The sequence below is a fragment of the Vreelandella halophila genome, assembly GCF_009856365.1.
Lineage (GTDB): Bacteria > Pseudomonadota > Gammaproteobacteria > Pseudomonadales > Oleiphilaceae > Halospina > Halospina utahensis_B.
Genome location: NZ_WMEX01000004.1, coordinates 31,706 through 54,385, shown reverse-complemented (window position 1 = coordinate 54,385; position 22,680 = coordinate 31,706). Strand labels below are relative to the sequence as shown.

The 22,680-nt window shown below is 62.6% G+C and carries 23 protein-coding genes and 1 tRNA gene; 12 read left to right on the top strand and 12 right to left on the bottom strand.

Annotation, left to right across the window (positions count from 1 at the left end; genetic code table 11):
- Positions 1 to 8: 8 nt before the first annotated feature.
- Both GLW01_RS07925 and GLW01_RS07920 read right to left on the bottom strand, forming a co-directional pair.
- Positions 9 to 590, bottom strand: coding sequence for a hypothetical protein (locus GLW01_RS07925; protein WP_160898726.1), 582 nt, complete (start codon positions 588 to 590; stop codon positions 9 to 11).
- Positions 591 to 715: 125 nt separating this feature from the next.
- Positions 716 to 2,002 carry a lactate 2-monooxygenase gene (locus tag GLW01_RS07920; RefSeq protein ID WP_160898725.1) on the bottom strand — a complete coding sequence of 429 codons (1,287 nt, stop codon included), beginning with the start codon at positions 2,000 to 2,002 and terminating at the stop codon, positions 716 to 718.
- Between the two features lie 80 nt (positions 2,003 to 2,082).
- Here GLW01_RS07920 and GLW01_RS07915 point away from each other — a divergent pair, with 80 nt between their 5' ends.
- Positions 2,083 to 3,498 (top strand): alanine/glycine:cation symporter family protein, encoded by a 1,416-nt coding sequence (locus GLW01_RS07915; RefSeq protein ID WP_237416531.1) that lies wholly within the window; start codon positions 2,083 to 2,085, stop codon positions 3,496 to 3,498.
- On the opposite strand, the gene GLW01_RS07910 is transcribed toward GLW01_RS07915, so the two are convergent.
- The gene (locus GLW01_RS07910; RefSeq protein WP_095616828.1) at positions 3,499 to 4,251 is read right to left on the bottom strand and encodes a sulfite exporter TauE/SafE family protein; all 753 of its coding nucleotides are present in this window, start codon (positions 4,249 to 4,251) and stop codon (positions 3,499 to 3,501) included.
- Positions 4,252 to 4,260: 9 nt separating this feature from the next.
- Positions 4,261 to 5,391, bottom strand: coding sequence for an aminotransferase class V-fold PLP-dependent enzyme (locus GLW01_RS07905; protein ID WP_160898724.1), 1,131 nt, complete (start codon positions 5,389 to 5,391; stop codon positions 4,261 to 4,263).
- Positions 5,392 to 5,546: 155 nt separating this feature from the next.
- Between GLW01_RS07905 and GLW01_RS07900 the strand changes: the two genes are divergently transcribed.
- Positions 5,547 to 5,636: transfer RNA gene (locus GLW01_RS07900), tRNA-Ser, on the top strand.
- 282 nt (positions 5,637 to 5,918) lie between these two features.
- Positions 5,919 to 7,109 (top strand): MFS transporter, encoded by a 1,191-nt coding sequence (locus GLW01_RS07895; RefSeq protein ID WP_151439563.1) that lies wholly within the window; start codon positions 5,919 to 5,921, stop codon positions 7,107 to 7,109.
- Positions 7,110 to 7,117: 8 nt separating this feature from the next.
- On the opposite strand, the gene GLW01_RS07890 is transcribed toward GLW01_RS07895, so the two are convergent.
- Positions 7,118 to 7,534 carry a DUF6691 family protein gene (locus tag GLW01_RS07890; RefSeq protein ID WP_151439564.1) on the bottom strand — a complete coding sequence of 139 codons (417 nt, stop codon included), beginning with the start codon at positions 7,532 to 7,534 and terminating at the stop codon, positions 7,118 to 7,120.
- Complete coding sequence (locus GLW01_RS07885; protein WP_151439565.1) at positions 7,531 to 7,992, bottom strand: YeeE/YedE family protein; 462 nt, start codon at positions 7,990 to 7,992, stop codon at positions 7,531 to 7,533. Before GLW01_RS07885 ends, GLW01_RS07890 begins: the two co-directional genes overlap by 4 nt.
- Positions 7,993 to 8,115: 123 nt before the next feature.
- Between GLW01_RS07885 and GLW01_RS07880 the strand changes: the two genes are divergently transcribed.
- Positions 8,116 to 8,532 carry a group III truncated hemoglobin gene (locus GLW01_RS07880; RefSeq protein ID WP_237416530.1) on the top strand — a complete coding sequence of 139 codons (417 nt, stop codon included), beginning with the start codon at positions 8,116 to 8,118 and terminating at the stop codon, positions 8,530 to 8,532.
- Here GLW01_RS07880 and GLW01_RS07875 read toward each other — a convergent pair.
- Positions 8,520 to 9,362: a histone deacetylase family protein gene (locus GLW01_RS07875; protein WP_151439566.1), complete on the bottom strand. Its 843-nt coding sequence runs from the start codon at positions 9,360 to 9,362 to the stop codon at positions 8,520 to 8,522. The genes GLW01_RS07880 and GLW01_RS07875 overlap by 13 nt on opposite strands.
- Positions 9,363 to 9,501: 139 nt before the next feature.
- Between GLW01_RS07875 and GLW01_RS07870 the strand changes: the two genes are divergently transcribed.
- The gene (locus tag GLW01_RS07870; RefSeq protein WP_340162443.1) at positions 9,502 to 10,386 is read left to right on the top strand and encodes a LysR family transcriptional regulator; all 885 of its coding nucleotides are present in this window, start codon (positions 9,502 to 9,504) and stop codon (positions 10,384 to 10,386) included.
- Between the two features lie 97 nt (positions 10,387 to 10,483).
- The gene (locus tag GLW01_RS07865) at positions 10,484 to 10,810 is read left to right on the top strand and encodes a DUF7352 domain-containing protein (protein ID WP_151439568.1); all 327 of its coding nucleotides are present in this window, start codon (positions 10,484 to 10,486) and stop codon (positions 10,808 to 10,810) included.
- Positions 10,811 to 10,839: 29 nt separating this feature from the next.
- Here the strand turns inward: GLW01_RS07865 and GLW01_RS07860 are convergent, their stop codons facing one another.
- Positions 10,840 to 11,466, bottom strand: coding sequence for a YceI family protein (locus GLW01_RS07860; protein ID WP_151439569.1), 627 nt, complete (start codon positions 11,464 to 11,466; stop codon positions 10,840 to 10,842).
- The gene (locus GLW01_RS07855; RefSeq protein ID WP_160898722.1) at positions 11,435 to 12,181 is read right to left on the bottom strand and encodes a CDP-alcohol phosphatidyltransferase family protein; all 747 of its coding nucleotides are present in this window, start codon (positions 12,179 to 12,181) and stop codon (positions 11,435 to 11,437) included. The genes GLW01_RS07860 and GLW01_RS07855 overlap by 32 nt, the downstream gene beginning before the upstream one ends.
- A 68-nt stretch (positions 12,182 to 12,249) precedes the next feature.
- On the opposite strand from GLW01_RS07855, the gene GLW01_RS07850 reads away from it, so the two are divergent.
- Genes GLW01_RS07850 through GLW01_RS07835 form a run of 4 tightly spaced genes read left to right on the top strand, consistent with a single transcriptional unit; the run spans position 12,250 to position 16,441 of the window.
- The gene (locus GLW01_RS07850) at positions 12,250 to 13,251 is read left to right on the top strand and encodes a zinc-dependent alcohol dehydrogenase (protein WP_160898721.1); all 1,002 of its coding nucleotides are present in this window, start codon (positions 12,250 to 12,252) and stop codon (positions 13,249 to 13,251) included.
- A 13-nt stretch (positions 13,252 to 13,264) separates the two neighbouring features.
- Positions 13,265 to 13,663 carry a 6-pyruvoyl trahydropterin synthase family protein gene (locus GLW01_RS07845; protein ID WP_151439572.1) on the top strand — a complete coding sequence of 133 codons (399 nt, stop codon included), beginning with the start codon at positions 13,265 to 13,267 and terminating at the stop codon, positions 13,661 to 13,663.
- Positions 13,650 to 15,554: a glycosyltransferase gene (locus GLW01_RS07840; protein ID WP_160898720.1), complete on the top strand. Its 1,905-nt coding sequence runs from the start codon at positions 13,650 to 13,652 to the stop codon at positions 15,552 to 15,554. Before GLW01_RS07845 ends, GLW01_RS07840 begins: the two co-directional genes overlap by 14 nt.
- Positions 15,551 to 16,441 carry a lysylphosphatidylglycerol synthase transmembrane domain-containing protein gene (locus tag GLW01_RS07835; protein WP_160898719.1) on the top strand — a complete coding sequence of 297 codons (891 nt, stop codon included), beginning with the start codon at positions 15,551 to 15,553 and terminating at the stop codon, positions 16,439 to 16,441. Before GLW01_RS07840 ends, GLW01_RS07835 begins: the two co-directional genes overlap by 4 nt.
- On the opposite strand, the gene GLW01_RS07830 is transcribed toward GLW01_RS07835, so the two are convergent.
- A complete protein-coding gene (locus GLW01_RS07830) occupies positions 16,404 to 17,219 on the bottom strand; it encodes a RibD family protein (protein ID WP_160898718.1) in 816 nt (271 codons plus the stop codon). The two genes, GLW01_RS07835 and GLW01_RS07830, sit on opposite strands and share 38 nt — an antisense overlap.
- A gap of 139 nt (positions 17,220 to 17,358) precedes the next feature.
- On the opposite strand from GLW01_RS07830, the gene GLW01_RS07825 reads away from it, so the two are divergent.
- Both GLW01_RS07825 and GLW01_RS07820 read left to right on the top strand, forming a co-directional pair.
- Positions 17,359 to 17,721 (top strand): thiol-disulfide oxidoreductase DCC family protein, encoded by a 363-nt coding sequence (locus GLW01_RS07825; protein WP_151439576.1) that lies wholly within the window; start codon positions 17,359 to 17,361, stop codon positions 17,719 to 17,721.
- 20 nt (positions 17,722 to 17,741) lie between these two features.
- Positions 17,742 to 18,812, top strand: coding sequence for an MBL fold metallo-hydrolase (locus tag GLW01_RS07820; RefSeq protein WP_160898717.1), 1,071 nt, complete (start codon positions 17,742 to 17,744; stop codon positions 18,810 to 18,812).
- A 42-nt stretch (positions 18,813 to 18,854) separates the two neighbouring features.
- Here the strand turns inward: GLW01_RS07820 and GLW01_RS07815 are convergent, their stop codons facing one another.
- Positions 18,855 to 20,525 carry an ectoine synthase gene (locus GLW01_RS07815; protein ID WP_160898716.1) on the bottom strand — a complete coding sequence of 557 codons (1,671 nt, stop codon included), beginning with the start codon at positions 20,523 to 20,525 and terminating at the stop codon, positions 18,855 to 18,857.
- Between the two features lie 32 nt (positions 20,526 to 20,557).
- Positions 20,558 to 22,579, bottom strand: coding sequence for a CocE/NonD family hydrolase (locus tag GLW01_RS07810; RefSeq protein WP_151439579.1), 2,022 nt, complete (start codon positions 22,577 to 22,579; stop codon positions 20,558 to 20,560).
- Positions 22,580 to 22,680: the final 101 nt, after the last annotated feature.

The window sequence follows — 22,680 nt, the reverse complement described above, 5'->3', positions numbered from 1 at the left end:
GACTGGATTCAGTCGTTCATCGCGCCACGGATCCGGTCACGATAGGGCCGGACGGCCTCAATGTCCTCCTCGGGCGCATCGGCCATCGCCTTCATCCCTGCCATGGCCTGCTCCATCTGCTGGCGCATGCGCTTGCGCTGCTGCTCGGAGATATTGGGGTTGTTCTCCATCTGCTCCATCATGGCGCCCATTTCCGCCTGCATGTCGCCACGATTGTGCTTTTTCAGCTCCATTGCCGCCATGGCGCGCATAATGCGGTCGCCTGTATCCGCCCAGTCCTCGGGACGCTGGAACCCATGATCGGAGACCGCGGCCGCGAACTCATCGTGCATCTCATGGTCACGCATCTTCTCAACCATCATGCGCATGGGCCGGAATTCGCCCTTGCGCATGGCCTGTTCCTGGATCTCCTGGCCCATGTCCCCGAACATGTCCGTGTTCTCAACCTGCTCGCCCAGGCTTTCCAGATCCTCGAGGCTTGCAAGAAAGCGCTCAATCCGATCATCAGAAAGTGGCTGCGCCATTGCCGGCAGAGCCACCAGAAGCAGCACAAGTGCTGCGCAGAAAGTGTTCAGAGCCCTGATCATCATCCGTTTCTCCCAAAAGGATCCGTGGTGCTGAATTGTGAAACCTAAACCGGAAGACGGCAACAGCACCTGGCCGGATTGTTGGTCACACCCGCCGGCCATAGCGCATCACGGGCAGCCGCCGCGTGTCAGGCCAACCGTTCCGGCGATATCTCCGCTGTGGAGGAACAACCCGCAAGCCCCATGGTCAGCTCGAAATCCGTTTTCAGGTTGCGCAGGACCTCACGCACACCCTCTTCGCCATTGAGCGCCAGCCCGTAGACCCAGGGGCGGCCCAGCCCCACGGCCGTAGCGCCCAGCGCCAGTGCCTTGAATACGTCCGCCCCGCCACGGATGCCGCTGTCGAGAATCACGGGCACGCGGCCCTGCACCGCCTCCACAACGCCGGGCAGCATCTCGAAGCTTGAGACTGCCCCGTCCACCTGACGCCCGCCGTGATTGGAGACGATGACGCCATCCATGCCGTAATCCACTGCCATACGGGCGTCTTCCGGATGCAGGATGCCCTTGAGCAGGATGGGAAGACGGGTATGCTCGCGCAGCATGGCGAGATCGTCCCAGGTCAGCGAGGGCCTTGAGTAGGTGTTGATGAACTCCTGGACCGCCGCCCTCGCCTTGCCGGAGCGAAGTCCCTCCAGAGTACTTCCGGGCCAGGACTGGGCCACGTCCCGGAGGACTTTCAGCGTTTCCATGGTCACTCTTGGCTTGGGGGCAGCGTCACCACCCTCCTGGATCGCCTGTTCGAGGCGCCTCAGAAAGACCGGGTCACTGGTGTACTGGGCAATGCCCTTGCCGCGCAGAAATGGCAGGTAGGCCAGGTCCAGGTCACGGGTGCGCCAGCCCAGCATGGTGGTGTCCAGGGTCACCACAATGGCCTCAGACCCTGCTTCCTCGGCCCGGCTCACCAGACTTTTCACAAGGTCGTCGGACTTGCTCCAGTAGAGCTGGAACCAGCGCGGGCCGTCGCCCATGGCGCCGGCAACATGCTCCATGGGCTGGGAAGCCTGGTTCGAGAAGATCATGGGCACGCCTTCCGAGGCCGCGGCCCGGCCCACAAGCTCATCCCCCTTCGGATCAACCATTTCCATCACACCGATGGGGCTCAGGAGGAAGGGACTGGGCAGGCGCCTTCCAAAGAGCGTTACGCTGGTATCACGCTCGGAGACATCGTTGAGCATGCGCGGCAGGATGCGACGCTGGCCGAATGCTTCACGGTTGCTGTCCATGGTGTGCTCATGCCCGGCGCCACCCGCGATGTAGGCAAACGCCTCCGGCGCAAGCGCCCGCTCCGCGCGCACCTCAAGCTCATCGTAATCCACGGGGACCGTCGGGCGGTCACCACTGAGTCCATTGAGATAGATCTCACGCTGGCGATCCAGGGTCGGACTGACCGTTTCCTTGTTCTTGTCATTCATATAAGGGCTGCTCAGCTGGTATGGTTTCGCGGTAAACCTTCAAAATACCACCTGACCAGCCACCTGCAAGAGGCCCCGTTTTGCTGGAATCCACTGTCGGCTTTCTGAATACCATCTTCTGGAACTACATCCTCGTGTACGGGCTGCTGGGCGTGGGCGTGTTTTTCACGATCCGCCTTGGCTTCCTGCAGTTCGTCAACTTCGGTGAGATGATCCGCGCCATCCGCGGCTCCCGCCAGAGCGACAAGTCCGGCATATCGCCCTTCCAGGCCGTCTGTACGAGTCTTGCCTCGCGCGTGGGCACAGGCAACCTGGCCGGTGTTGCGGTGGCGCTCTACCTGGGCGGTGCCGGCGCTATTTTCTGGATGTGGATGGTGGCGCTGGTCGGCATGGCCACAGGCTATGCCGAGAGCACCCTCGCCCAGCTTTACAAGGTTCGGGATGAGCAGGGCCAGTACCGCGGTGGCCCGGCGTTCTACATGGCCCGTGGTCTGAACGCCCCCTGGGCCGGAGTGATCTTCGCGCTCTGCCTGATCCTGTCCTTCGGGCTGGTGTTCAATGCCGTGCAGTCCAATGCCATCGCCACGGCGGTTGAGGGTGCCTTCGGGATCAACCAGGGTCTGGTCGGCATCATTGTCGCTGTGGTCGCTGGCCTGGTGATCTTCGGCGGACTGCGCTCAATCGCCCGCTTCGCCGAGCTGATCGTGCCCATTATGGCCGGCCTCTACGTTCTCCTGGCCATAGGGATCATGATCATGAACATCTCCGAGGTGCCCGGCATCCTGGCGGGCATCGTCCAGAACGCCTTCGGCTTCGGCGAAGCTGCCGGCGGCGCGGCCGGCTCCATCACCGCCGCCATGCTCAACGGCATCAAGCGTGGCCTGTTCTCCAATGAAGCCGGCATGGGCTCGGCGCCGAACATTGCTGCCACCGCCACACCGGTTCCTCACCACCCCTCGTCCCAGGGGCTGATCCAGGGTTTTGCGGTCTTTGTGGACACAATCGTGATCTGCACCGCCACCGCGGTCATGATCCTGCTTTCGGGGGTTATGGAAGGCGGTGCTGATGTCACCGGGGCGGAGCTCACCCAGGTTGCCATGGAGAGTCATCTCGGTGATCTGGGCGGTGAATTCATCGCCATCGCCATCATGTTCTTCGCATTCACCTCCATTGTCGCCAACTACTCCTACGCCGAGAACGCGCTGGTGTACCTGGGCGCCCAGTCACGCGCCTGGCTCTACGCCCTGCGCGGTGCAGCACTGGCGATGGTGATCTGGGGTGGCTACCAGGCGGTGATCACTGTATTCAACACGGCGGACGCCTCCATGGGCCTGATGGCCACGGTGAACCTCATCGCCATCGTCTTCCTCTCGGGCACCGTGGTGAAGCTGACCAGGGACTATCTCGCCCAGCGGAAGCAGGGGCGGATACCCCACTTCCAGCTCAGTGACTATCCGGAACTCCAGGATCGTGTGGACGGGGAAATCTGGAAGTAATCAGGAGGCCAGCGCCTGCCACAGCAGGCGCAGTGCCAGCAGCGTCAGGATGATGCTGAACAGTCGCTGGAACGTATGATCGCCCATGCGGTGAACCAGGTGCAGCCCCAGCCGGGTACCCACGAGGCCGCAGGCGATCATTCCGCCCACCCAGGGTAACCATTCGGGAAAGTGGAAACCGGCCAAACCGAACACCAGCGCCTTGGGGAGGTGCTGCATCGTCATGGCGCCGGAGAAGGTCGCAATGGTGCGGAAACGGTCCTCATGGAGCTGCTTGATGAACGCAGCCACAAGCGGACCTGTGGCACCAACGAACAGCGTGATGAAACTGGTGACCGTGGATGCCAGCAGTATGCCCGTGCGCCCGAGGGCGGCAGCGGGCAGTGACGGCCCCCAGCACAGGAACAGGATGAACCCTGCGATGGTTACCTGCCATAGCTGCTCCGGCAGGCGCACCAGCACCAGGGCGCCAGCGAGCATGCCGAGGATGACCCCGGGGGCGAAGGCGGCCAGAGCCCCCCAATCCGCCCGGCGCCATGTCATGGCGAAGCGCCCGGTATTGGAGCCGAGCTGAACCAGTCCATGCACCGGTATGATTGCCACCGGTGGCAACCACAGGGCCATCAGGGCAAGCAGCAGCACACCACCGCCGGCCCCCAGGGCCGCTGTGATCATCGAGGTCACCAGGGAGGCGGCCAGCAGCAGACCCGCGGTCAGCGGATCCAGCGCTGCCGGCAGAAAAACGTCGATCATGCCCGTCCGTCAGGCGCCAAGACCGTCCAGTGCTTCGGCGAGCCAGTCAACCGTGCGATCGATGTTACGCAGCTTATCCAGCCCGAACAGGCCGATCCGGAAGGTCTTGTAATCCTCGGGCTCATCACAGGCCAGCGGCACACCGGCTGCTGTCTGCAGGCCCTGCTCGATAAAACCGCTGCCTTTATGCAGGTCATCACGCTGCGTATAGAGCACCACAACACCCGGCGCCTCGAACCCCTCGGCGGCAACACTCACGAACCCGCGCTCGGAGAACAGTGCCCGGACGCGGCGTCCCAGTTCTTCCTGGCGTTCGCGCGTGACATCCAGACCGTCGTTGACGGTTTCGTTCATAGCGTCCCGGAAATCCTTGAGCGCATCCGTGGGCATGGTGGCGTGATAGGCGTGGCCACCGCCCTCATACGCCTGCATGATCTGGTGCCATTTCTTCAGGTCACAGGCGAAGCTGCTGCTGGTGGTCGCCTCAAGGCGCTCCAGGCCTTTATCACTGAGCATGACCAGGGCCGCACAGGGCGAGGCACTCCACCCCTTCTGGGGCGCACTGATGAGCACATCCACGCCGATGGCCTGCATATCCACCCAGAGCGCACCGGAGGCCACGCAGTCCAGCACGAAGATTGCGCCAACCTCATGCGCCGCGCCCGCAACCTGCTTCAGGTAATCCTCGGGCAGGCGCATGCCGGCGGCTGTCTCCACGTGAGGAGCGAACACCACCTCGGGTTTCTTTTCACGGATGGAGGCAACCACTTCCTCCAGGGGCGCCGGACGGAACGGAACCTGACTGCCCGGCTCCAGCTGACGGGCCTTGTGGACGGTCGTTTCCGAGGCAATACGCCCCGCGTCCAGAATCTGGCTCCAACGGTAGCTGAACCAGCCGTTGCGCACGACCAGGCAGCGCGCATCGTTGGCGAACTGGCGTGCCACCGCCTCCATGCCGTAGCTCCCGCCACCAGGCACCACGATGGTGGCACTGGCGTTGTAGACGCTTTTCAGAGTACCTGAAATGTCATTCATAACTCCCTGAAATTCCTTACTCATATGATTCAGGGAACGGTCGTTGAACACAACGGAATATTCCAGAAGCCCTTCGGGATCAACGATCGGGATCTGCTTTGACATGGTTCAGACACTCCTCAGTCCAGTTTGGAAAGGGCCTATTTCTAACATCTTCCGGCATCGGCCTCCACCAATCGCGGCCAATGGCCGCTCCCACAGGGACAGACTCCGGCTTTTACGAAAGGGTCGGAGCCGTTAGAATGCGCGCTGTCCGCTGCGGAGAGGTGGCAGAGTGGACGATTGCACCGGTCTCGAAAACCGGCGACCGTGTAAGCGGTCCGAGGGTTCGAATCCCTCCCTCTCCGCCATTACCAGAGCCCACCTTGGGTGGGCTCTGGTAATGGCTTAGCGGGCGGACGAGACCCCTCATGGGTTCGACCGAAGCCTGCCTCCCGGCAGGCTGAGGAACACCTTCGCACCGCGAAGGTGGCCCCGAAGGGGTGAGGCCCGCAGGGCCCATAATCCCTCCCTCGGTCAGCCCCAACCACGCCAGCTCCCCAGGTTCTATCGGTTCCTTTCGTGAACCAACCCCCAACACCAGCTACCCTTTGGAGCATGTAGTCCGTTACCCGCCAAAGGCCCTGACACTCATGCTCCACTCCCTGCTCACCCGCACCCCACTCGCGGTCATCGTCATCGCCCAACTGTTCGGCACTTCCCTCTGGTTCAGCGTCAACAGCGTCGCGCCCGCACTGGCGGGGGCCGTGGGCCTCAGTGAAAGCGAACTCGGAATCCTGACCATGGCCGTTCAGGCCGGTTTTGTGACGGGCACCCTGATCATCGCAATCAGCGGCCTCGCGGACCGCATCCGGGCCAGCCGGCTCTTTGCCATCGCCGGGGTTACGGGGGCCCTTATCAACGCCGCCTTTATCCTGGTTGCCGCAGACCTCTACCTGGCGACGGCGGCACGTTTCATCACGGGGCTGTGCCTCGCCGGTATCTATCCCATGGGCATGAAGCTGGTGGTCAGTTGGACACCCCGCTATGCCGGTGCGGCCCTGGGGTGGCTTGTGGGCATGCTGACACTGGGTACCGCCCTTCCCCATCTGCTCCGGGGTGCGACCTTTGAACTCCCCTGGCAATGGCCCCTGCTTCTGGCTTCCGCGCTGGCCATGGTGGCCGCAGCCCTGATCCACAGTCTTGGAGATGGCCCGCATCTGCCCGCCGCGTCCCCTGGCATCCGCCCTGGTGCTGGCGTAAAAGCCTTCGTCCAGCGCAATTTCCGGGCCTCGGCTTTCGGTTACTTCGGTCACTGCTGGGAACTCTACGCCTTCTGGACCCTGACGCCGTTCCTCGTAAGCAGGGAACTCGAGCGCCTCGGTTCCGACCCGGCGCTCACGCCCTGGGTCGCGTTCCTGATCATCGGGCTCGGATTACCGGGCTGCGTCCAGGGTGGCCGCATGAGCCGATGGCTGGAAAGTTTCAACGTAGCGCGGGGGGCGTTAGCGGTATCCGGCGCCCTCTGCCTGGTCTATCCGCTTCTCGGCGCCGCGCCCCCACTGCTTCTTCTGGCGCTGCTGGCCGTCTGGGGCACCACGGTGATCGCTGACTCACCGCAGTTCTCAGCGCTGGCCTCGGCAACCGCGCCCAGGGAAAACGTGGGCGCAGCGCTGGCGATCATGAACGCCGTTGGTTTCGCGGTCACGATCCCCGCCATCGCGCTCACCACCAGCCTCTGGGCAAGCCAGTCCCTGCATGTACTGTGGTGGCTGCTGCCCGGGCCGGTACTCGGACTGCTGACCCTGCATCGCATGAACCGTAGGGAACTCCACGAAATCTAGATTCTGCCCTACCCCTGACGATTACTCAGTCGGCGTGCCATCCACCAGCCAGCCGCCATGGCAGCCACGAACGCCGCCAAAGGCCCGGTCAGGCCGCTGATCGACGCAACCGCTGGCCCGGGGCAGTAGCCGGAGAGCCCCCAACCAATACCAAAGAGGGCAGCGCCGCCCAGCAGCCGCGCGTCCAGGTCCTGGCGAGTCGGAATGAAGAAGTGCGGTTCCAGTCTGGGTGCGCCCATCCGCCAGACCAGGCGATAGCCAATGAAGCTGGTCACCACGGCACCCCCCATGACACCGATCAGCGTCGGATCCCAGGCACCGGCAACATCCAGAAAACCGAGAACGCGCTGGGGATCGGTCATACCGCCAACAGCAAGCCCGAGACCGAACAGAAGCCCCGCGACAAGACCCGCCAGTACCTTCATGCGCCACCTCCAAGCAGGTGCCTTACAACGAACACTGTTGCCATGCCGCAGGCCAGGAACACCAGGGTCGCCATGATCGAGCGGGTGGAAAGGCGTGCCATGCCACAGACACCATGACCACTGGTACAGCCCGCACCAAGCCCTGTGCCCAGGCCCACAAGCAGCCCGGCCACGACCATAACGGGCACGCTGGCCATCGGCGCACCGATCGCCCCTTCAGCTACGCCCGCCACGTTGCCCCATTGGGGAGCGAGCTGGGTAAGCATGAACGGCCCAAGAACCAGCCCCAGCACAAAGGCACCCTTCCAGATGCGTTCACTGTTTACGGGCTCGTAGAGCATTCCGGAAACGATGCCACTGATCCCGGCGATGCGGCCCATCATCCCCATGAGAAAAACGGCGGAGGCGCCGATGAGAACGCCTCCGGCGACACCATTGAGAAGACTTGCTGTGTCCATCAAGAGTACCCCGTCGGTTTCTATGACTTTTTATATTAGAATATAATAATATAAAAGAGCCCGATACGGGAAGGCTCTTGCCTGGATAGCCTCTCGCCATTGCAGGGAGACCAGCTGGTGTGGATGATTCAGGCATATTCCGTCACAAACCCCGGTTACATGGATCTCGACACCCCGGAAGCCATCCACCAGTTTGTTCACGCGTTCTATGGGCGCCTGCTTCAGGACCCCGTCATGGCACCCGTCTTCCTGGAAACCGCGGGCATCGATCTGGATCATCACCTGCCGACCATCGAAGCCTACTGGCGCAAGATGCTGCTGGGCGAGCGTGGGGCGTACACGCGGAACATGGTTGCCAAACATGAGGCTGTTCACGCGAAGCAGCCGCTGGAACCCGAACACTTCGAGCGCTGGGGCGCTCACTTCCATGCAACCCTGAATGAGCGCTTCGACGGACCCTATGCGGATCGGGCACACCGGATTGCCGACCGGATCCTCTCCAACCTCAGGGCCTGGCTTCTGGAACCTCAGGAAGCGTAGAGCCGGGCCGCCTCCTCCGTGACCATGGCGTGGCGCCGTGCGAGCGCTTGACGATCGTCGTCATAGCCGCCAGCGATCACGGTCGCCACTGGGATCCCGCGCTGTTTCAGGGTTTCCAGTACCAACGCCTCCCGCTGGCGGATGCCTTCAAGGCTGACACCCAGGCGCCCCAACGGGTCGCCGGCATAGATATCCACCCCTGCGGCGTACAGCACCAGGTCGGGCTGCCACCGATCCAGCTGCGCGTGCAGGCAGTTGGATACCTCGTTCAGGTAGTCATCGTCCTCCAGTCCGTCCGGCAAAGCTACATCCACGTCGCTCAGGGCCTTGGTGAAGGGGAAGTTGCGGCCACAGTGGATGGAACAGGTGATGGCTCGGGGCTCATCCGCCAACAGGCGGGCAGTGCCATCGCCCTGATGCACATCGCAATCAAAGATCAGGATCCGTTCCAGCCGATTCCGTTCAAGCAGTACATGGGATGTTACAGCCAGGTCATTGATAATGCAGAACCCAGCTGCGACGTCGTACTGGGCATGATGGGTCCCCCCTGCCTGATGGCAGGCAACGCCGTAATGCAGTGCCAGCTGCGCTGCCAGGACCGTGCCCGCCGGTGAGGTAACGGTTCGCCGCACCAGCCCTTCGCTCCAGGGCAGGTTCACACGCTTGAGTTCCCGGGGAGTCAGGCCATTGTTACGGAACCGTTCGATGTAATCCGGACTGTGCACCGCATGCAGCCACTCCTGCCGGCACCGCCCCGGCCGGAAACGGTTCCCGGAGCAGGCGATCCCGGCTTCATTGAGGTGGTCCATGAGCAGGCCGAACTTGCTCATGGGAAACCGATGCGAGCCCGGGAAGGGGAAGCTGTAGCATGGGTGGTGGATGATCGGAATCAAAGGACGACCTTTCAAATCGGGACCGTCTAACTGTATAAGGGGACCGGTATCCTGCCAACCTGAAAGAGGACCGGACGTGAGCCGACGGCTGAATTACCGGCATCTGCACCATTTCTGGGTCGTGGCCCGGGAGGGCTCGGTCGCACGCGCCGCCGAAGCGCTGGATCTCGCACCCCAGACACTCAGCAGTCAGATCAGCACGTTCGAGGCGGACCTTGGAACCCGCCTGTTTGAACGCCGGGGCCGCCGTCTGGTCATGACGGACACCGGGCACAGGGTCTTCCAGTATGCTGACCCGATGTTCCGCACTGCGGAGGAACTGGAGGCATGGCTGGACGACGCGCAGGCGGCACCGGCCCGTAAGCTGCGGGTTGGCATTGTGGCCTCAATCCACAAGCTGTTTGCATACCGGGTTATCGCACCAGCGCTGGAAACCACCACACCCGTCAAGCTCAGGTGCCGCACCGGAACCCCGGAGGACCTCACCAGCGCTCTCGCACGCCACGAGTTGGACGTGGTGATCACCGACAGACCGCCGGCGGGCGACGAGGATTTCCGGTGGTACCTGAACCCCCTGAGCCAGTCCGCCATCAGCCTGTTTGCGGAACCGGCGCTGGCGCAGCGCCTGGCCCCCGGATTCCCCAACAGCCTGGAGGGTTTTCCCTTCCTTGCCAGTGCCCTGGAAGCGCCCTATTACCAGCAGCTGATGCAGTGGTTCCGGGACCAGGGAATCCGTGTCCATGAGGCCGCTGAGATTGATGACAGTGCGCTGATCAAGGTGTTCGGCCGTGCGGGGCTTGGGGTGTTCGCGGCACCAACGGTGATCCGTGAGGAAGTCTGTCGCCAGTACCAGGTCGAGGAGATTGCCAGCATTGAAGCAGTCCGCGATCAGATCTACGCCCTCTATGGCGTGGAGGGAATGCGTCATCCCGGGATACAGGCAATCTGCTCCGAAAGCTGACTATCAGATTTTTTCGTCTCCGAAACTCATAAAACCTTATTTATTCGATTCGTTGAGGCACGGATACTGTGGCTGTCATCAACAGAGGAGACCGGCCATGAAAACCATCCTCAAGTACCGCCTCGACGCCTCAGGCAACGATACCTCTCTGACACTGACCGATGGCTTCCGGGTTGTGCGTACCGAGTACATCCCCGCCGAGAAGCGGGTTCACCTGTGGGTGGAGGTCCCATTGAAGGCGGGAACACCCGAGACGAGGGTGGACTTCCGGGTCATCGCCTCGGGGCACCCCATCGGGGATGACTTCGGATACGTCGGCACCGCACTGGACACCCATGCCCCTGAGGCCTACCACGTGTTCAACCGTGTCGCGGAACAGGTCGCCCAGTCTTCCGGGGGTGAGCGTCTGGTGAGAGTTGCCTGAAAGGATCTGCGGGCCGCCCGGCGCGGCCCTCAGAACCAGCCGCCATCGTCGCGGTTGGCCTCGAACTCAAACTGCAGCCTCACTTCATCCCCTACCAGGTCATCCGCAACCCCATAGGTCATCCCCCAGTCACTGCGCTCAATCACAGCGTGTGCTGACAGCCCCAGCGTATAGTCACCGTGTCCGATGGGGTACTCTGCGGCCTTGTTCAGCACCACATCCAGCGTGACCGGGTTGGTCTCGCCCAGCATCGACAGATCCCCGGTCAGTTTCCCGGTGGATTCCCCGGTCATCTCAAAATCCGTAACCTCAAAGCGGATCTCCGGGTACTCGGAAACATTCAGGAAGTCTTCGCCCCGCAGGTGCTCGTCCCGTTCCTCATGATTGGTAAACACGCTGTTCGCCTGGAAGACGACTTCGCCATCGCTGACAGTCTGTGTCTCCGGGTCATAGACAAACTGCCCCTCCACATCGCGGAACATCCCGATCACCCGGGCATAGCCGATGTGCATGACCTTGAAGGTCATGGTGAAGTGTTCATCATCGATGGTGTATTGTTGAGGTTCCGCAACCGCATTGCCACCGGTCACAAGTCCCACTGTAAGGATGCCCGCAACAAGTGCGTTACGTTTCAGCGCCATGCCTTTGCGTTTCATGCTGTCCTCCCGCCCGGTAGAGCCAGGCCAGATCCACGGTGAATGAGTACGCCAGCAGCATCAGTGCTGGCGCCAGTATCCAGACCGCAAGCCAGGACGGCGTGATCGGCACCAGGACGATCACCAGGCTGGCAATCTGCCATACACAGATGGTCTTACGCCGGAAGCTTTCGGGCAAGGGGCAATTGACCCAGGGCCAGATCCAGCCGGCGGCCACAAAGAGGTAGCGCATCAGCCCCAGCAGCAGAACCCAGGGCCCGGTGATGCCGCCCCCCCAGACCGCCAGGCTGAGCGTCAGTATCAGCGCTGCGTCCACTTCCATGTCAAAACGTGCCCCGAAATCCGTACTCACCTTGAAACGGCGCGCCAGGTAGCCGTCGAGGCCATCCAGAATGAGGACTGCCAGCGCCAGCATAACCCAGGCCCACTGGGCGTGGGCCGGCAGCTGCGGTTCAAGCAGAATGCCGGCGAGAATGACCACACCCAGCGCACGGTAGAAAGTCACCCTGTTGGCGGGACCGATCCCCTGCTGCCCTGTGACGCCCGTCACGACCACCCAGGCAAGCAGGGCATACCCCGACAATGGCAGGGCGAGAGAAACCAGCGAAATGCCTATCCACCACCAGATCCCGCCCGTAACCACAGTGAATGGCAACGCCGTCAACAGCAGTTCCCGACTGGCACCGGTTCGATCCGGAATTTTCTCACTGACCATTTCTTCCCCTTTGTCGTGACCCCCGGCAGGGTCAATAATGGTCCCGAACCAATCCCAAGGCGCCCATCATGACCGCTGATCACACTCCAAGAGTACGCGCATTCTGGATCACTGGCCCAGCCCATGGGGAGATCCAGCCCACCAACCCGGACCTGGACGCCCCTGACAGCGAACCAACGGTGGAGATCGCCACTCTGTACACCGGCATCAGCCGTGGCACGGAGTCGCTGGTGTTCAATGGCCGCATTCCCCGCTCCGAGCATGGACGCATGCGGGCCCCCTTCCAGGCGGGTGATTTCCCTTGGCCCGTACGCCATGGCTACAGCAACGTTGGCCGTGTGGTTCAGGGGCCCGCCGAACTGCAGGGCCGTACTGTCTTCAGCCTGTTCCCCCACCAGACGCGGTTCCGGGTACCCGCTTCCGCGGTTGTACCGGTACCCGACAATGTGCCGGCAGAGCGCGCCATCCTTGCTGCCAACATGGAAACAGCCATCAACGGTGTCTGGGACGCACAGGCCGCGGTTGGGGAGCGCATCGCGGTGGTTGGCTGTGGTGTTGTGGGGGCCCTCATGGCCTGGCTCTGCCAGCGCCTGCCGGGTGCACGGGTAACAGCCGTGGATACAGAACCTGCCCGCCACGGCATCCTCTCGGAACTGGGCGTATGCTTTGATCCGGATCTCCAGAGTGATGACCATGACCTGGTGATCCATGCCAGCGGCAATCCGGCAGGCCTCGACCACGCCATCGCCCTTGCGGGCACCGAGGGCCGGATCGTCGAGATGAGCTGGTACGGCGACCAGCCGGTCAGTGTCCCGCTGGGGGGCGCCTTCCATTCCCGCCGCCTGACTCTCAGGGCCAGCCAGGTTGGCCGCGTCAGCCCGGAACGCCGCCCCGCGTGGACCCACCGGGACCGCCTGGAACTGGCGCTGTCGCTGCTCGCAAGTCCGGAGCTGGACGTACTCATTGATGGTGAAAGCGACTTCGAGGCGCTGCCCGAGACCATGACGGCGCTCTGCCGCGACGACAGCACCGCCCTGTGCCACCGGGTGCGCTACCCGGAAAACCACTGACCCCGAGGATGCCATGTACCGACTGACCGTCCGACAGCACATGATGATCGCCCACAGTTTCACTGGTGAAGCCTTCGGCCCTGCCCAGGCCCTGCACGGGGCAACCTACGTGGTGGATGCCACCTTTGAGCGGCCGCGGCTCGATGACAATGATCTGGTTGTGGACATTGGCCTGGCAACCCAGGTGCTCGGCGAGGTGCTGGGTGAGTTCAATATGTGCAATCTGGACGACCACCCGGATCTCAAGGGCCGCAACACCACCACCGAATTCATGGCGGGCATGGTGTTCCAGCGAATGGCCGACGCCATAAAGGCCGGCCGCCTGGGTGAGTCCGCCCACGGCATCAGTGGCCTGGCGATCACCCTCAGCGAATCCCACATCGCCTGGGCCAGCTACCGTGGCGAACTCTGAGCACGCACTGACCTTCATCGTGCCGGGGGATCCCGGCCAGCGTACCGGCGGCTACGGCTATGTGCGGGAACTAGCGGGTGCACTGGAGGCCCGCGGCTGGTCCGTGCGGATCGAGGGCCTCTCCGGCCGGTTCCCGATAGCCGACGACAGAGCCCGCAAGGCCATGGAGCAGTGCCTTCAGCGCCTGCCCGAAGGGGCCAGCGTGGTGATTGACGGACTCGCGCTCGGTGGTCTGCCGGAAACGATAGCCCGCCACGCGCAGCGGCTCCGCCTGACGGCGCTCATCCATCACCCTCTGGCCCTGGAGACAGGGCTGCCGGATGAGAGCCGGGCCCACCTGTTCGACAGCGAGCGGCGCGCACTTGCAAGCATGGCCTCCGTCGTCACCACGAGCCAGAGCACGGCCCGCGAACTGGCAGCCTACGGTGTCCAGGAAGCCAGCGTGACGGTCGCGCCCCCAGGCGTTGCCATGGCGCAGTTGCCGGAGCCCTGCAAGCCCCGCAACCGGGGGACCACGCTTGAACTGCTCTGCGTTGCCCACCTGGCACCGCGCAAGGGGCAGGACATTCTTGCTGCCGCCCTTGCCCCATTTGCAGGCGAAAACTGGCACCTGACCCTGGCGGGAAGCACCACACGGAACCCCGACTTCACTGCCCGCCTTCATGGGATGCTGGCCCAGTACGGGCTCACGGATCGGGTCACACTCACCGGGGAGCTGGAGGGCGAGACCCTGACCCGCCTATGGCAACACGCCCACGGTTTCATACTGCCCGCGCGTTACGAAGGCTATGGCATGGTGATCGCTGAAGCGCTCGCGGCCGGGCTTCCAGTGTTGAGTTCTGATGGCGGCGCCCTTGCCGAAACCGCCAATCGCCCCGGCATACGCCTGCATCCAGCCGGCGATCATACGGCACTAAGGGACCATATCCACGCGTGGCTTAACCACCCTGATCAGCTTCACAGCCAGGCCCGTGCAGCCTGTGGGTCAGCCCGCAGTCTCCGGAGCTGGTCCATGACTGCCCGGGAATTCGAGGGCGCCCTGAAAACCAGGCGTCCGGAACAAGGCAGCGCCGTCTTCGAGGCCGACTGGCTTGGGCTGCGTGAGCGGGCCGACCACAAAGCCCGCAGTGAGCGGTTAACCACCAGACTCCGGGATCGGATCGCGACACGCCCGACGCCCCTCGCAATCTGCGATCTCGGCGCGGGTACCGGATCCAACCAGCGCTACCTGGCTCCCCGACTCCCTGATCCCCAGCAGTGGTTGATGGTGGAACCGGATCCCGCGCTGGCCCCCACGATCCACCAGCCCCAAGTGGGCAAAGGCACAACCACCCATTGGTGGCAGAAGCAGATCACTGCGACGAATCTGAATGAGGTCATTCCGGGGGAAGTGGACCTGATCACCGCCTCAGCCCTGCTCGACCTGATGAGCCGCGAGTGGCTTGAGGCCCTGGCGGCGACTGCCGCCCACCGCCATAAGCCCCTCCTGATGGCCCTCAACTACTGCGGCAACTTTGAGCTTCAACCTTCTGATTCATACGATCAATTGCTTCGAAAGACCGTCAATGAGCACCAGCACCGTGACAAGGGCACCGGCAGCGCTGCCGGCCCTGACGCCACCAGGATCCTGTCCCAAGCCCTGACAGCACATGGCTTTGAGGTCCTAACCGATCCCAGCCCCTGGGAGCTGGATCACCGTGACCCCCACCTCCAGCAGGTTCTCATGGCGGGATGGTGCCAGGCTGCCCGTGAACAGGCGCCCGGGGACCAATCCGCCATTGACCGATGGCAGGGCCAGCGCAATGCCCAGGCGCGGAGCGGACAGCTGCGGATTCGGGTGGATCACCTGGACCTCCTTGCGCTTCCACCCTCAGAAGCGCGGCAACCGTGAAGCGTTACGGTCGACTGCTGGTAAGCCTGGCATTGCTGGGGGTGGTGGCGATGACCATCAAGCCCGCGGAGGTGGTTACGGTTCTGCAGCGCCTGCCCGCCTGGAGCCTGGTTGCCGCCCTTGCCCTTTCCATACCCCAGGTGGTGCTTTCCGCCCTGCGCTGGCGTTACACAGCCTATCGCCTGGACCTTCCGCTGGGCGCCGGAGAGAGCGTTGCCGCCTATTACCGGGCAACGCTGGTCAACCAGATCATGCCGGGCGGAGTGGTCGGGGATGTGGAACGCGCCTGGCGTGCCCGGCATCCGGAAGCACGTACCAGCGCGGCTGCCCACAGTGTGATGATTGAGCGCCTCTCCGGTCAGCTGGCCCTTGTGCTCACCATTACAGCGCTCCTGGTCATTGCCCCACCTTTCGCCCTCCCTGGCCCGCAACTCAGCGGGCAATGGCTCTGGGGCGCTGCCCTGGTGCTGTTGCTGGCGATCGCCGCAGGTCGTCTGCCCAGGGTCCGGGATTACAGCGCCCTGCTCCGTGCGGATGTTCATACCGCCCTCTTTCGCTGGCCAGCACCGGTCATCCAGCTGGCTCTCTCGCTGGCGGTAGTGGCCACCTATTTCGCGACCCTGGCACTGCTGGATGCCAGTATCGCCACGCAACCGCTCACACTGGAAAAACTCGCTCTTCACGCCTGCCTGTTGCTCAGTATGGTACTGCCTGTGAGCATCGCCGGATGGGGGGTTCGCGAGGGCGTTGCCGCAGCCCTGTGGCCTCTGGCCGGCTTGCCCGCCAACGAGGGGGTGGCACTCAGCATTGCCTACGGGGTGGTCATCCTTCTGGGCGGCCTGCCGGGCCTTATTCCTGTGCCCGGTGGGAAGCCCCGGAGCGCCTGAGATTCAGGTCAAAGAGCACGTCACTGCCCAGATTCACCACCTGAGCCTCAGGCCAGATGGCATCAGACAGACGGTCTACTTCAGGCAGCGTAAAGGCAGGATAGCCGCTGCCTATAATCATGGGGGCGACCATCACATGAAGCCGGTCAAGCCGGCCGGCTGCCAGGAACGCTGAAACCGTACGACCGCCGCCTTCCACGAAGACACGCCCAAGGCCGAAACACGCCAGCACTGCCAGAACCCGGTCCGGATCAATGGTCTCGCGTTCCGGATCCAGGCAGGGCACGCGGATGACGCCGGCTTCCGGGCAGGGCCGATCACACTCCGGAATGGCATCCCCGGCCACCAGGTGGAGGGTGGGTGCATCTCCATCCGTGAGCAGGTGGTGGTCCCCGGGCAGGCGGTCCCTGCGGTCCACCACCACGCGCACTGGCTGGTATCCGGCCACACGCCTCACAGTAAGACGGGGATTATCCTCAAGTGCAGTGCCAGCACCCACCACCACGGCATCGGCGACCGCCCGCAGCCGGTGCAGATGGGTCAGCCCATCATCCCCATTAATGTAACGGGATGCGCCCGAAGCCGTGGCAATGCGGCCATCCAGGCTCTGCCCCAGCTGCCCGATAACCCAGCCGTTTTCTCCGGGACACAGGGGCCGGAACACGCGCAGCAGCTGCTCTCCCGGCGATGGTTCCGAATCGGTTGAGGGCTCGGGCAGACTCTGCCCCCTGGCTCTTGCCTCCAGTATCTTGCCCCAGACTGTTTCGATGCTCTGCATAAAAATCCCAGCCAGCCCATCTACGCTTTGGCGAATCTGTCCTGATTACGCTTGAAACCTCTTTGTGGACCCCTGCTGGTCCGTACGGTGCCCCTGACCGTATAACACCGCACGTCCACTGTCTGCATGGGGAAACCGCATGGATACACTGTTCTACGATGGCCAGTGCCCGCTCTGCATGAAGGAAATCCGTCTGCTGCGCCGCATTGGCGATGATCACCTTAGACTTATTGATGTTCACGGCCTCGAGGATTCGGAGGTCTGGCCCGGTATCCCCCGTGAACATCTGCTCCAGCGGCTGCACCTGCTCGATGATGAAGGCATCTACTGGACGGGACTCCGCGCAACGGTCCAGACCTGGCGTCATACGCCTTTCGGATTCCTTTTCCGGCTGATGCTCATCCCTGGCCTCCGGCCACTCGCCGAAGCCGCCTACAACCGCTGGGCGGAGCGGCGCTATTGCCAGCGTTACGGGTGTGCGATCATACCGGGCAGCCATTGAATCCAAAGGACGCTGGCGCCATGCTGCGACAACTCACGCTGGCACTGGTTGGGCTGATGGCCCTGAGCATGGGATGCAGCAACGTGAACCCATACTACGACCCGGACAAACCGCACCACACCCAGTCGGGCTTCACCAACCACTACAACCCGGACAAACCCGGGGGTGGCGATTTCCTGCGCTGGCAGTGGAATCGCTGGTGGAACGACCTCCCCAAACCGCCGACCGAGCCCATCAGGGGCATTGATCCGGATCTGTCATTCATCCAGAACAACGACGATGAGGTGGCCGTCACCTGGATCGGCCACGCGACCGTCCTTCTGCAGGTGGGTGGGTTGAACATTCTCACCGATCCCCAGTTCTCCGACCGTGCATCCCCGCTTTCCTTCGCCGGCCCACCCCGGCACCAACCACCCGGGGTGGCACTTGAAAACCTGCCGCACATTGACGCTGTGGTGATCTCCCACGCCCATTACGACCATCTGGACCTGGCCTCCGTAACGGCGCTCTATCAGCAGGAGGGCGGACCGCCGCGGTTCTTTCTCCCGCTGGGCATGGACCAGTGGTTCCTCGACAACGTCACGGACGGCGACGAGTCCCACCTGACCCCTATGGATTGGTGGCAGACCCACGACTTCCGGGGTGTCACCCTGCGCTTCCTGCCGGTCCAGCACTGGAGCTCGCGCACGCCCTGGGACGAGAACGAGATGCTGTGGGGGGCCTGGGCGGTGGAACACCCGGATTTCGATTTCCTGTTCGGCGGGGACTTCGGCTATTCGAAGGACCTGCGAGACATTGGCGAGCGCACGAACGGGTATGACCTGGCCGCCCTGCCCATCGGCGCCTACGAGCCACGCTGGTTCATGAAGAGCAACCACGTGAACCCGGAGGAATCCGTACAGGCCATGCAGGACGTTGGCGCCCGCCGGGCCATCGCCATCCACTGGGGCACCTTTGAGGGGCTGACCGATGAACCCCTCGACGAACCCCCGAAAAAGCTCGCCGAGGCGCGGGAACGGGCTGGCATCCCGGAAGCGGAGTTCCGTGTCCTCAGCCATGGGGAAACCGTCCGCCCCATGAAGGAAGAGTGAGTTCTCGGGGCGGATGAACGTCAACGGGCAGAGCCGGTGGGGCTAGCGCTCGAACACGAACTCCTGGTACAGCAATTCCTCGCACTGGCGGCGCTTCTTCTCAAGGTCCTGCTTGGAGGAACCCCCAAGGAACAATAGCGCCACCCGGTAACTGTAACTGTCCTGGTCCATCAGGTCTGACAGGCGTTGGCCGGGCTCGGCAACGATCTGGATGGTGGAGTCGGGGATGATTTCCTGTTCGATACGGCGGACCGTTTCCTCGCTGGGAACCTGCGCCACATAGGCATCCTCCCACTCGCGCAGGAAGAATTTACCCGAGACCTCGAACCTGCCCTGACGATGCGGAAAGGTCGGTCGACGCCCGGCGGCCAGCTCCACGGCCACCTGATGGTGGGAACGGCCATCCACCTTCTGGAAAAGCCGACAGTGGGACTCTGATATGCGGGTATTGATTTCCAGCAGCCAGATCTGGTCCTTTTCCCGGTCCCAGAAATATTCGATGTTGAACGGCGCGTTGTCGTAACCGATACGCCTGACCACCTTCTGGGTGATCTCTGTCATCCGGTCCTGCACCTCGTCCGGGAGAATGGTCGGGTACTGGTAACTGGAGAACGTGGTGAGGTTGGCCTCACGGAAGGAATCCACGGTGCCGTACACCTCCACTTCGCCCTTGCAGGAGAAGCCTTCCTGGGTGCACTGCATGCCGCCGATGATGCTCTCGGCGATGCAGTACTCACCGCCAATCTCATCGAATTCCGGCGGCATGGTGACCATGTCGAGCAGGTAGTTGAAGGGGCCCGAGAAACGGCCGATGTTGTCCCGCACTTCCTTCATGGCCTCGTGGAACTGGCTGGCCTCGTCAATCCGGAACCCGAGGTACGAGGAGAAGGATTTCACCGGCTTGATCCAGAACGGGAAGTCCATGACTTCAAGCACCCTGTCCAGGGCCTGCTCGTCAAACGGATTGAAGGCGGTGAACGTCGGGATGTTATCCGGAACAACGGCGCGCTGTTCAATCCGGCTCCAGTATTTGTGCTCGCATTTCAGCACGGACTCCAGGCTTGCGGAAGCCAGGTCAAAGGCGTCACAGATGATGGGTACAATGGTGCTGACAGGGAAATCAATGTAGTGGATAACGCCGTCCACCGCCCCTTTGTGCTCCCGGATCTGTTTCTTGGCCTGCTGGATGATGTCCTGGATCTCGTATTTTTGCTGCTCCAGAATCTGCCGCGAGTTGAGCAGTGGCACGAAGTTGTAGTGGTCCGCCATGTCGATGGTGGCCAGCATTTCCCGGTTGAAGTCGTTCAGCCCGATAACGAAAACCGTCTCCTCGCCGAACTGGCTGAATGAGCCATTCTCGTCCTCAACCTCATCACCGGCCAGTGCCGGATAATAGACGCAAAGGAGCTGTAGCTCGGTATGCGCCCTTACAACGTACTCCTCGTTCTGACTGAGTGCGTAAACCGCTCCGGGGTTGAGGGAGTGGCGGGTACCATCCCGGATGGTTTCCACCTCCCCCTCACCGCGGATGCAGTAGACGGTTTCCATGTGATGCCTGTGCCAGAAACGGTTCTCGGTTCCGGCCTGCATGATGGTGTCATGCAACGAATAACCCATACGGTCATCGCGGCGGATCAGGCGCCGGCTTGAATAGTTGGGTCCTGATACAACCCGGTTGGTATCAGCAAGCTCATTAACGTGACGATAGATCATGGGTTCCTTCCTTCAGATGCAGGCCTCGTGGCTCAAAGATGATCCCGTGGCACATGGGTGTTCCAGTTCCTGGCAACGACGCGTTCGTCGCCCTCGTAGGCATCGAGTTCCGCATAGACGTGGAAATGGCTCCGGCTGGCGGTAAGCACCGTGCGCGTTGTTACTTCTATGGACCAGTCGCCACGGGCCATTCCACTGACGCAATGGGTTTCCCCGCGCATGGATTCAAAATCCTCACCCACATGGGTATACCACTCACGGGTATCGCTCCACATGGTGAGACCGATCTCCTCGATGGTGAATGTCCCGTCGTTCTTGATCACTTCCAGTATGGACTCGTCTCTGGACAGATCGCGGATCACCCGCCAGTTCTGCTCGGGCGCCTGCGTGTAGGGCGTAGCAATGGCGGCCGCTGATTCCGGCTCGCCAAACTCGGGCAACGCCGCGTCCGAATCACGTGATGGCCGCACCGGAAGACGCAGCCGACTCCCCGTGGGATGGACGGTCAGGCAGGCGAGCTCCGGGGCCGGCCAGGCAAGCGGCCAGTAAGACGTGGAGATCGAGATCCGCAGGCGATGACCCGCAGGGAAACGCTGGGCGATGTCGTTCAGTTGCACCGCCACCCGGTAGCGTTCGCCGGGCACCATCGGGCTGGGCTCGGCGTGGCTGTCCCGATGGCTGAGATTGAGCATGCCATAGGTGCTCCGGGTGGCCTTGTTGTCCGGGGCCAGATCCGAGAGGCGGACACAGATCATTGCCTGGGGCTTGTTCGCCTCCAGCTCCAGCTCGATGACCGGCGCGCCCATGATCTCCAGGGGTTCACTCAGGGGCTCGGTGTCGAACACCAGCGCACCGCCATCTTCCTCGCGCTGGTCATGGGGCAGGTCCGGCGTGGCGCTGTAGGAGCACCACTTGCCCGCGAACAGGCCCAGGCTCAGCGGCGACTGGATCCATAAGGGCGTGTCACTGACCGGCGTACCGGGATCGACGAGGTGGCCCTCACTCAGACCATAGACGGTTTCATGGACATTGGACGATGGCCAGCCCGGCTCGGCAATCCAGCGCCCCGGCCGCCGCGTGTACTCCGTCGCAGGGGGCACGCTGTCCTGCATCCAGACGCGGAAATCCGGCTCATCCATGATGCCCGTGTCCTTTCCCTTGAGCCAGTGATCCCACCAGCGCACGGATTCCTGCAGGAACCCGATGGCGGGCCCTGGCTTACCCATGTGCGGGTACATGTGGCTCCAGGGTCCGATCAGCCCTTTGGTGGGCACATCGAGATTGCTCAGCAGTCGGAATACGCTGTTGGAGTAACCATCGGCCCAGCCGCTGACCGCCATCACCGGGCACTGCACCGCCGAGAAGTCCTCGCAGATGGAGCCGTGACGCCAGAAGTCGTCCCGGCGCTGGTGCTCGAGCCAGTTTTCCAGCCAGAGGCCACTGTGCTCCAGCCGGTCCAGCCACATATCGCGCCACTTCTCCCCCACCAGTTCGGGATCCGGCGGAAGGCTGGTGTAGGCGAACATTGTTGACGCCCAGGAAAGGTTATCCGTCAGCATGCAGCCGCCCATGTAGTGGACGTCGTCCGCGTAACGGTCATCGGTGGAGCAGACACTGATGACGGCCTTGAGTTCGGGCGGTCTAAGGGCGGCGATCTGCAGGCCGTTGAAACCACCCCAGGAAATGCCGATCATGCCTACTGAACCGCTGCACCAGTCCTGCTGCGCGATCCAGCGGATGATTTCCACCCCGTCATCCAGTTCCCGCTGCAGGTATTCATCCTGCAGGACACCTTCGGAATCGCCGCTGCCGCGTATATCCACCCGGATGCTGGCATAGCCGTGCCCGGCAAAATAGGGATGGTTCAGCGCGTCCCTGGAACGGGTATTGTCCCGCTTGCGATAGGGGATGTATTCGAGGATTGCCGGCACCGGATTGTTCTCGGCATCCTCCGGCATCCAGATGCGCGCCGCCAGACGGGTACCATCGGAGATCGGGATCCATACATGTTCAAGGTGCTTGGTCGCGTGGGGAAAGGACGTAACGGTTTTCAATTAGGTTGTTTTCCTTATAGCCCGGGTTTCGGGGTCATGTTGCACATGATTGTTGCAACTATCTGCATAATAGGGCGTGGCTCGCGCCAGCGCCATCGATA

Bases quoted from the DNA above. Each gene is read 5' to 3' on its own strand.
- GLW01_RS07925 (WP_160898726.1), bottom strand. From the start codon at position 590: ATGATGATCAGGGCTCTGAACACTTTCTGCGCAGCACTTGTGCTGCTT.
- GLW01_RS07920 (WP_160898725.1), bottom strand. From the start codon at position 2,002: ATGAATGACAAGAACAAGGAAACGGTCAGTCCGACCCTGGATCGCCAG.
- GLW01_RS07910 (WP_095616828.1), bottom strand. From the start codon at position 4,251: ATGATCGACGTTTTTCTGCCGGCAGCGCTGGATCCGCTGACCGCGGGT.
- GLW01_RS07905 (WP_160898724.1), bottom strand. From the start codon at position 5,391: ATGTCAAAGCAGATCCCGATCGTTGATCCCGAAGGGCTTCTGGAATAT.
- GLW01_RS07895 (WP_151439563.1), top strand. From the start codon at position 5,919: ATGCTCCACTCCCTGCTCACCCGCACCCCACTCGCGGTCATCGTCATC.
- GLW01_RS07890 (WP_151439564.1), bottom strand. From the start codon at position 7,534: ATGAAGGTACTGGCGGGTCTTGTCGCGGGGCTTCTGTTCGGTCTCGGG.
- GLW01_RS07885 (WP_151439565.1), bottom strand. From the start codon at position 7,992: ATGGACACAGCAAGTCTTCTCAATGGTGTCGCCGGAGGCGTTCTCATC.
- GLW01_RS07880 (WP_237416530.1), top strand. From the start codon at position 8,116: ATGATTCAGGCATATTCCGTCACAAACCCCGGTTACATGGATCTCGAC.
- GLW01_RS07875 (WP_151439566.1), bottom strand. From the start codon at position 9,362: ATGAGCAAGTTCGGCCTGCTCATGGACCACCTCAATGAAGCCGGGATC.
- GLW01_RS07865 (WP_151439568.1), top strand. From the start codon at position 10,484: ATGAAAACCATCCTCAAGTACCGCCTCGACGCCTCAGGCAACGATACC.
- GLW01_RS07860 (WP_151439569.1), bottom strand. From the start codon at position 11,466: ATGAAACGCAAAGGCATGGCGCTGAAACGTAACGCACTTGTTGCGGGC.
- GLW01_RS07855 (WP_160898722.1), bottom strand. From the start codon at position 12,181: ATGGTCAGTGAGAAAATTCCGGATCGAACCGGTGCCAGTCGGGAACTG.
- GLW01_RS07850 (WP_160898721.1), top strand. From the start codon at position 12,250: ATGACCGCTGATCACACTCCAAGAGTACGCGCATTCTGGATCACTGGC.
- GLW01_RS07845 (WP_151439572.1), top strand. From the start codon at position 13,265: ATGTACCGACTGACCGTCCGACAGCACATGATGATCGCCCACAGTTTC.
- GLW01_RS07830 (WP_160898718.1), bottom strand. From the start codon at position 17,219: ATGCAGAGCATCGAAACAGTCTGGGGCAAGATACTGGAGGCAAGAGCC.
- GLW01_RS07825 (WP_151439576.1), top strand. From the start codon at position 17,359: ATGGATACACTGTTCTACGATGGCCAGTGCCCGCTCTGCATGAAGGAA.
- GLW01_RS07820 (WP_160898717.1), top strand. From the start codon at position 17,742: ATGCTGCGACAACTCACGCTGGCACTGGTTGGGCTGATGGCCCTGAGC.
- GLW01_RS07815 (WP_160898716.1), bottom strand. From the start codon at position 20,525: ATGATCTATCGTCACGTTAATGAGCTTGCTGATACCAACCGGGTTGTA.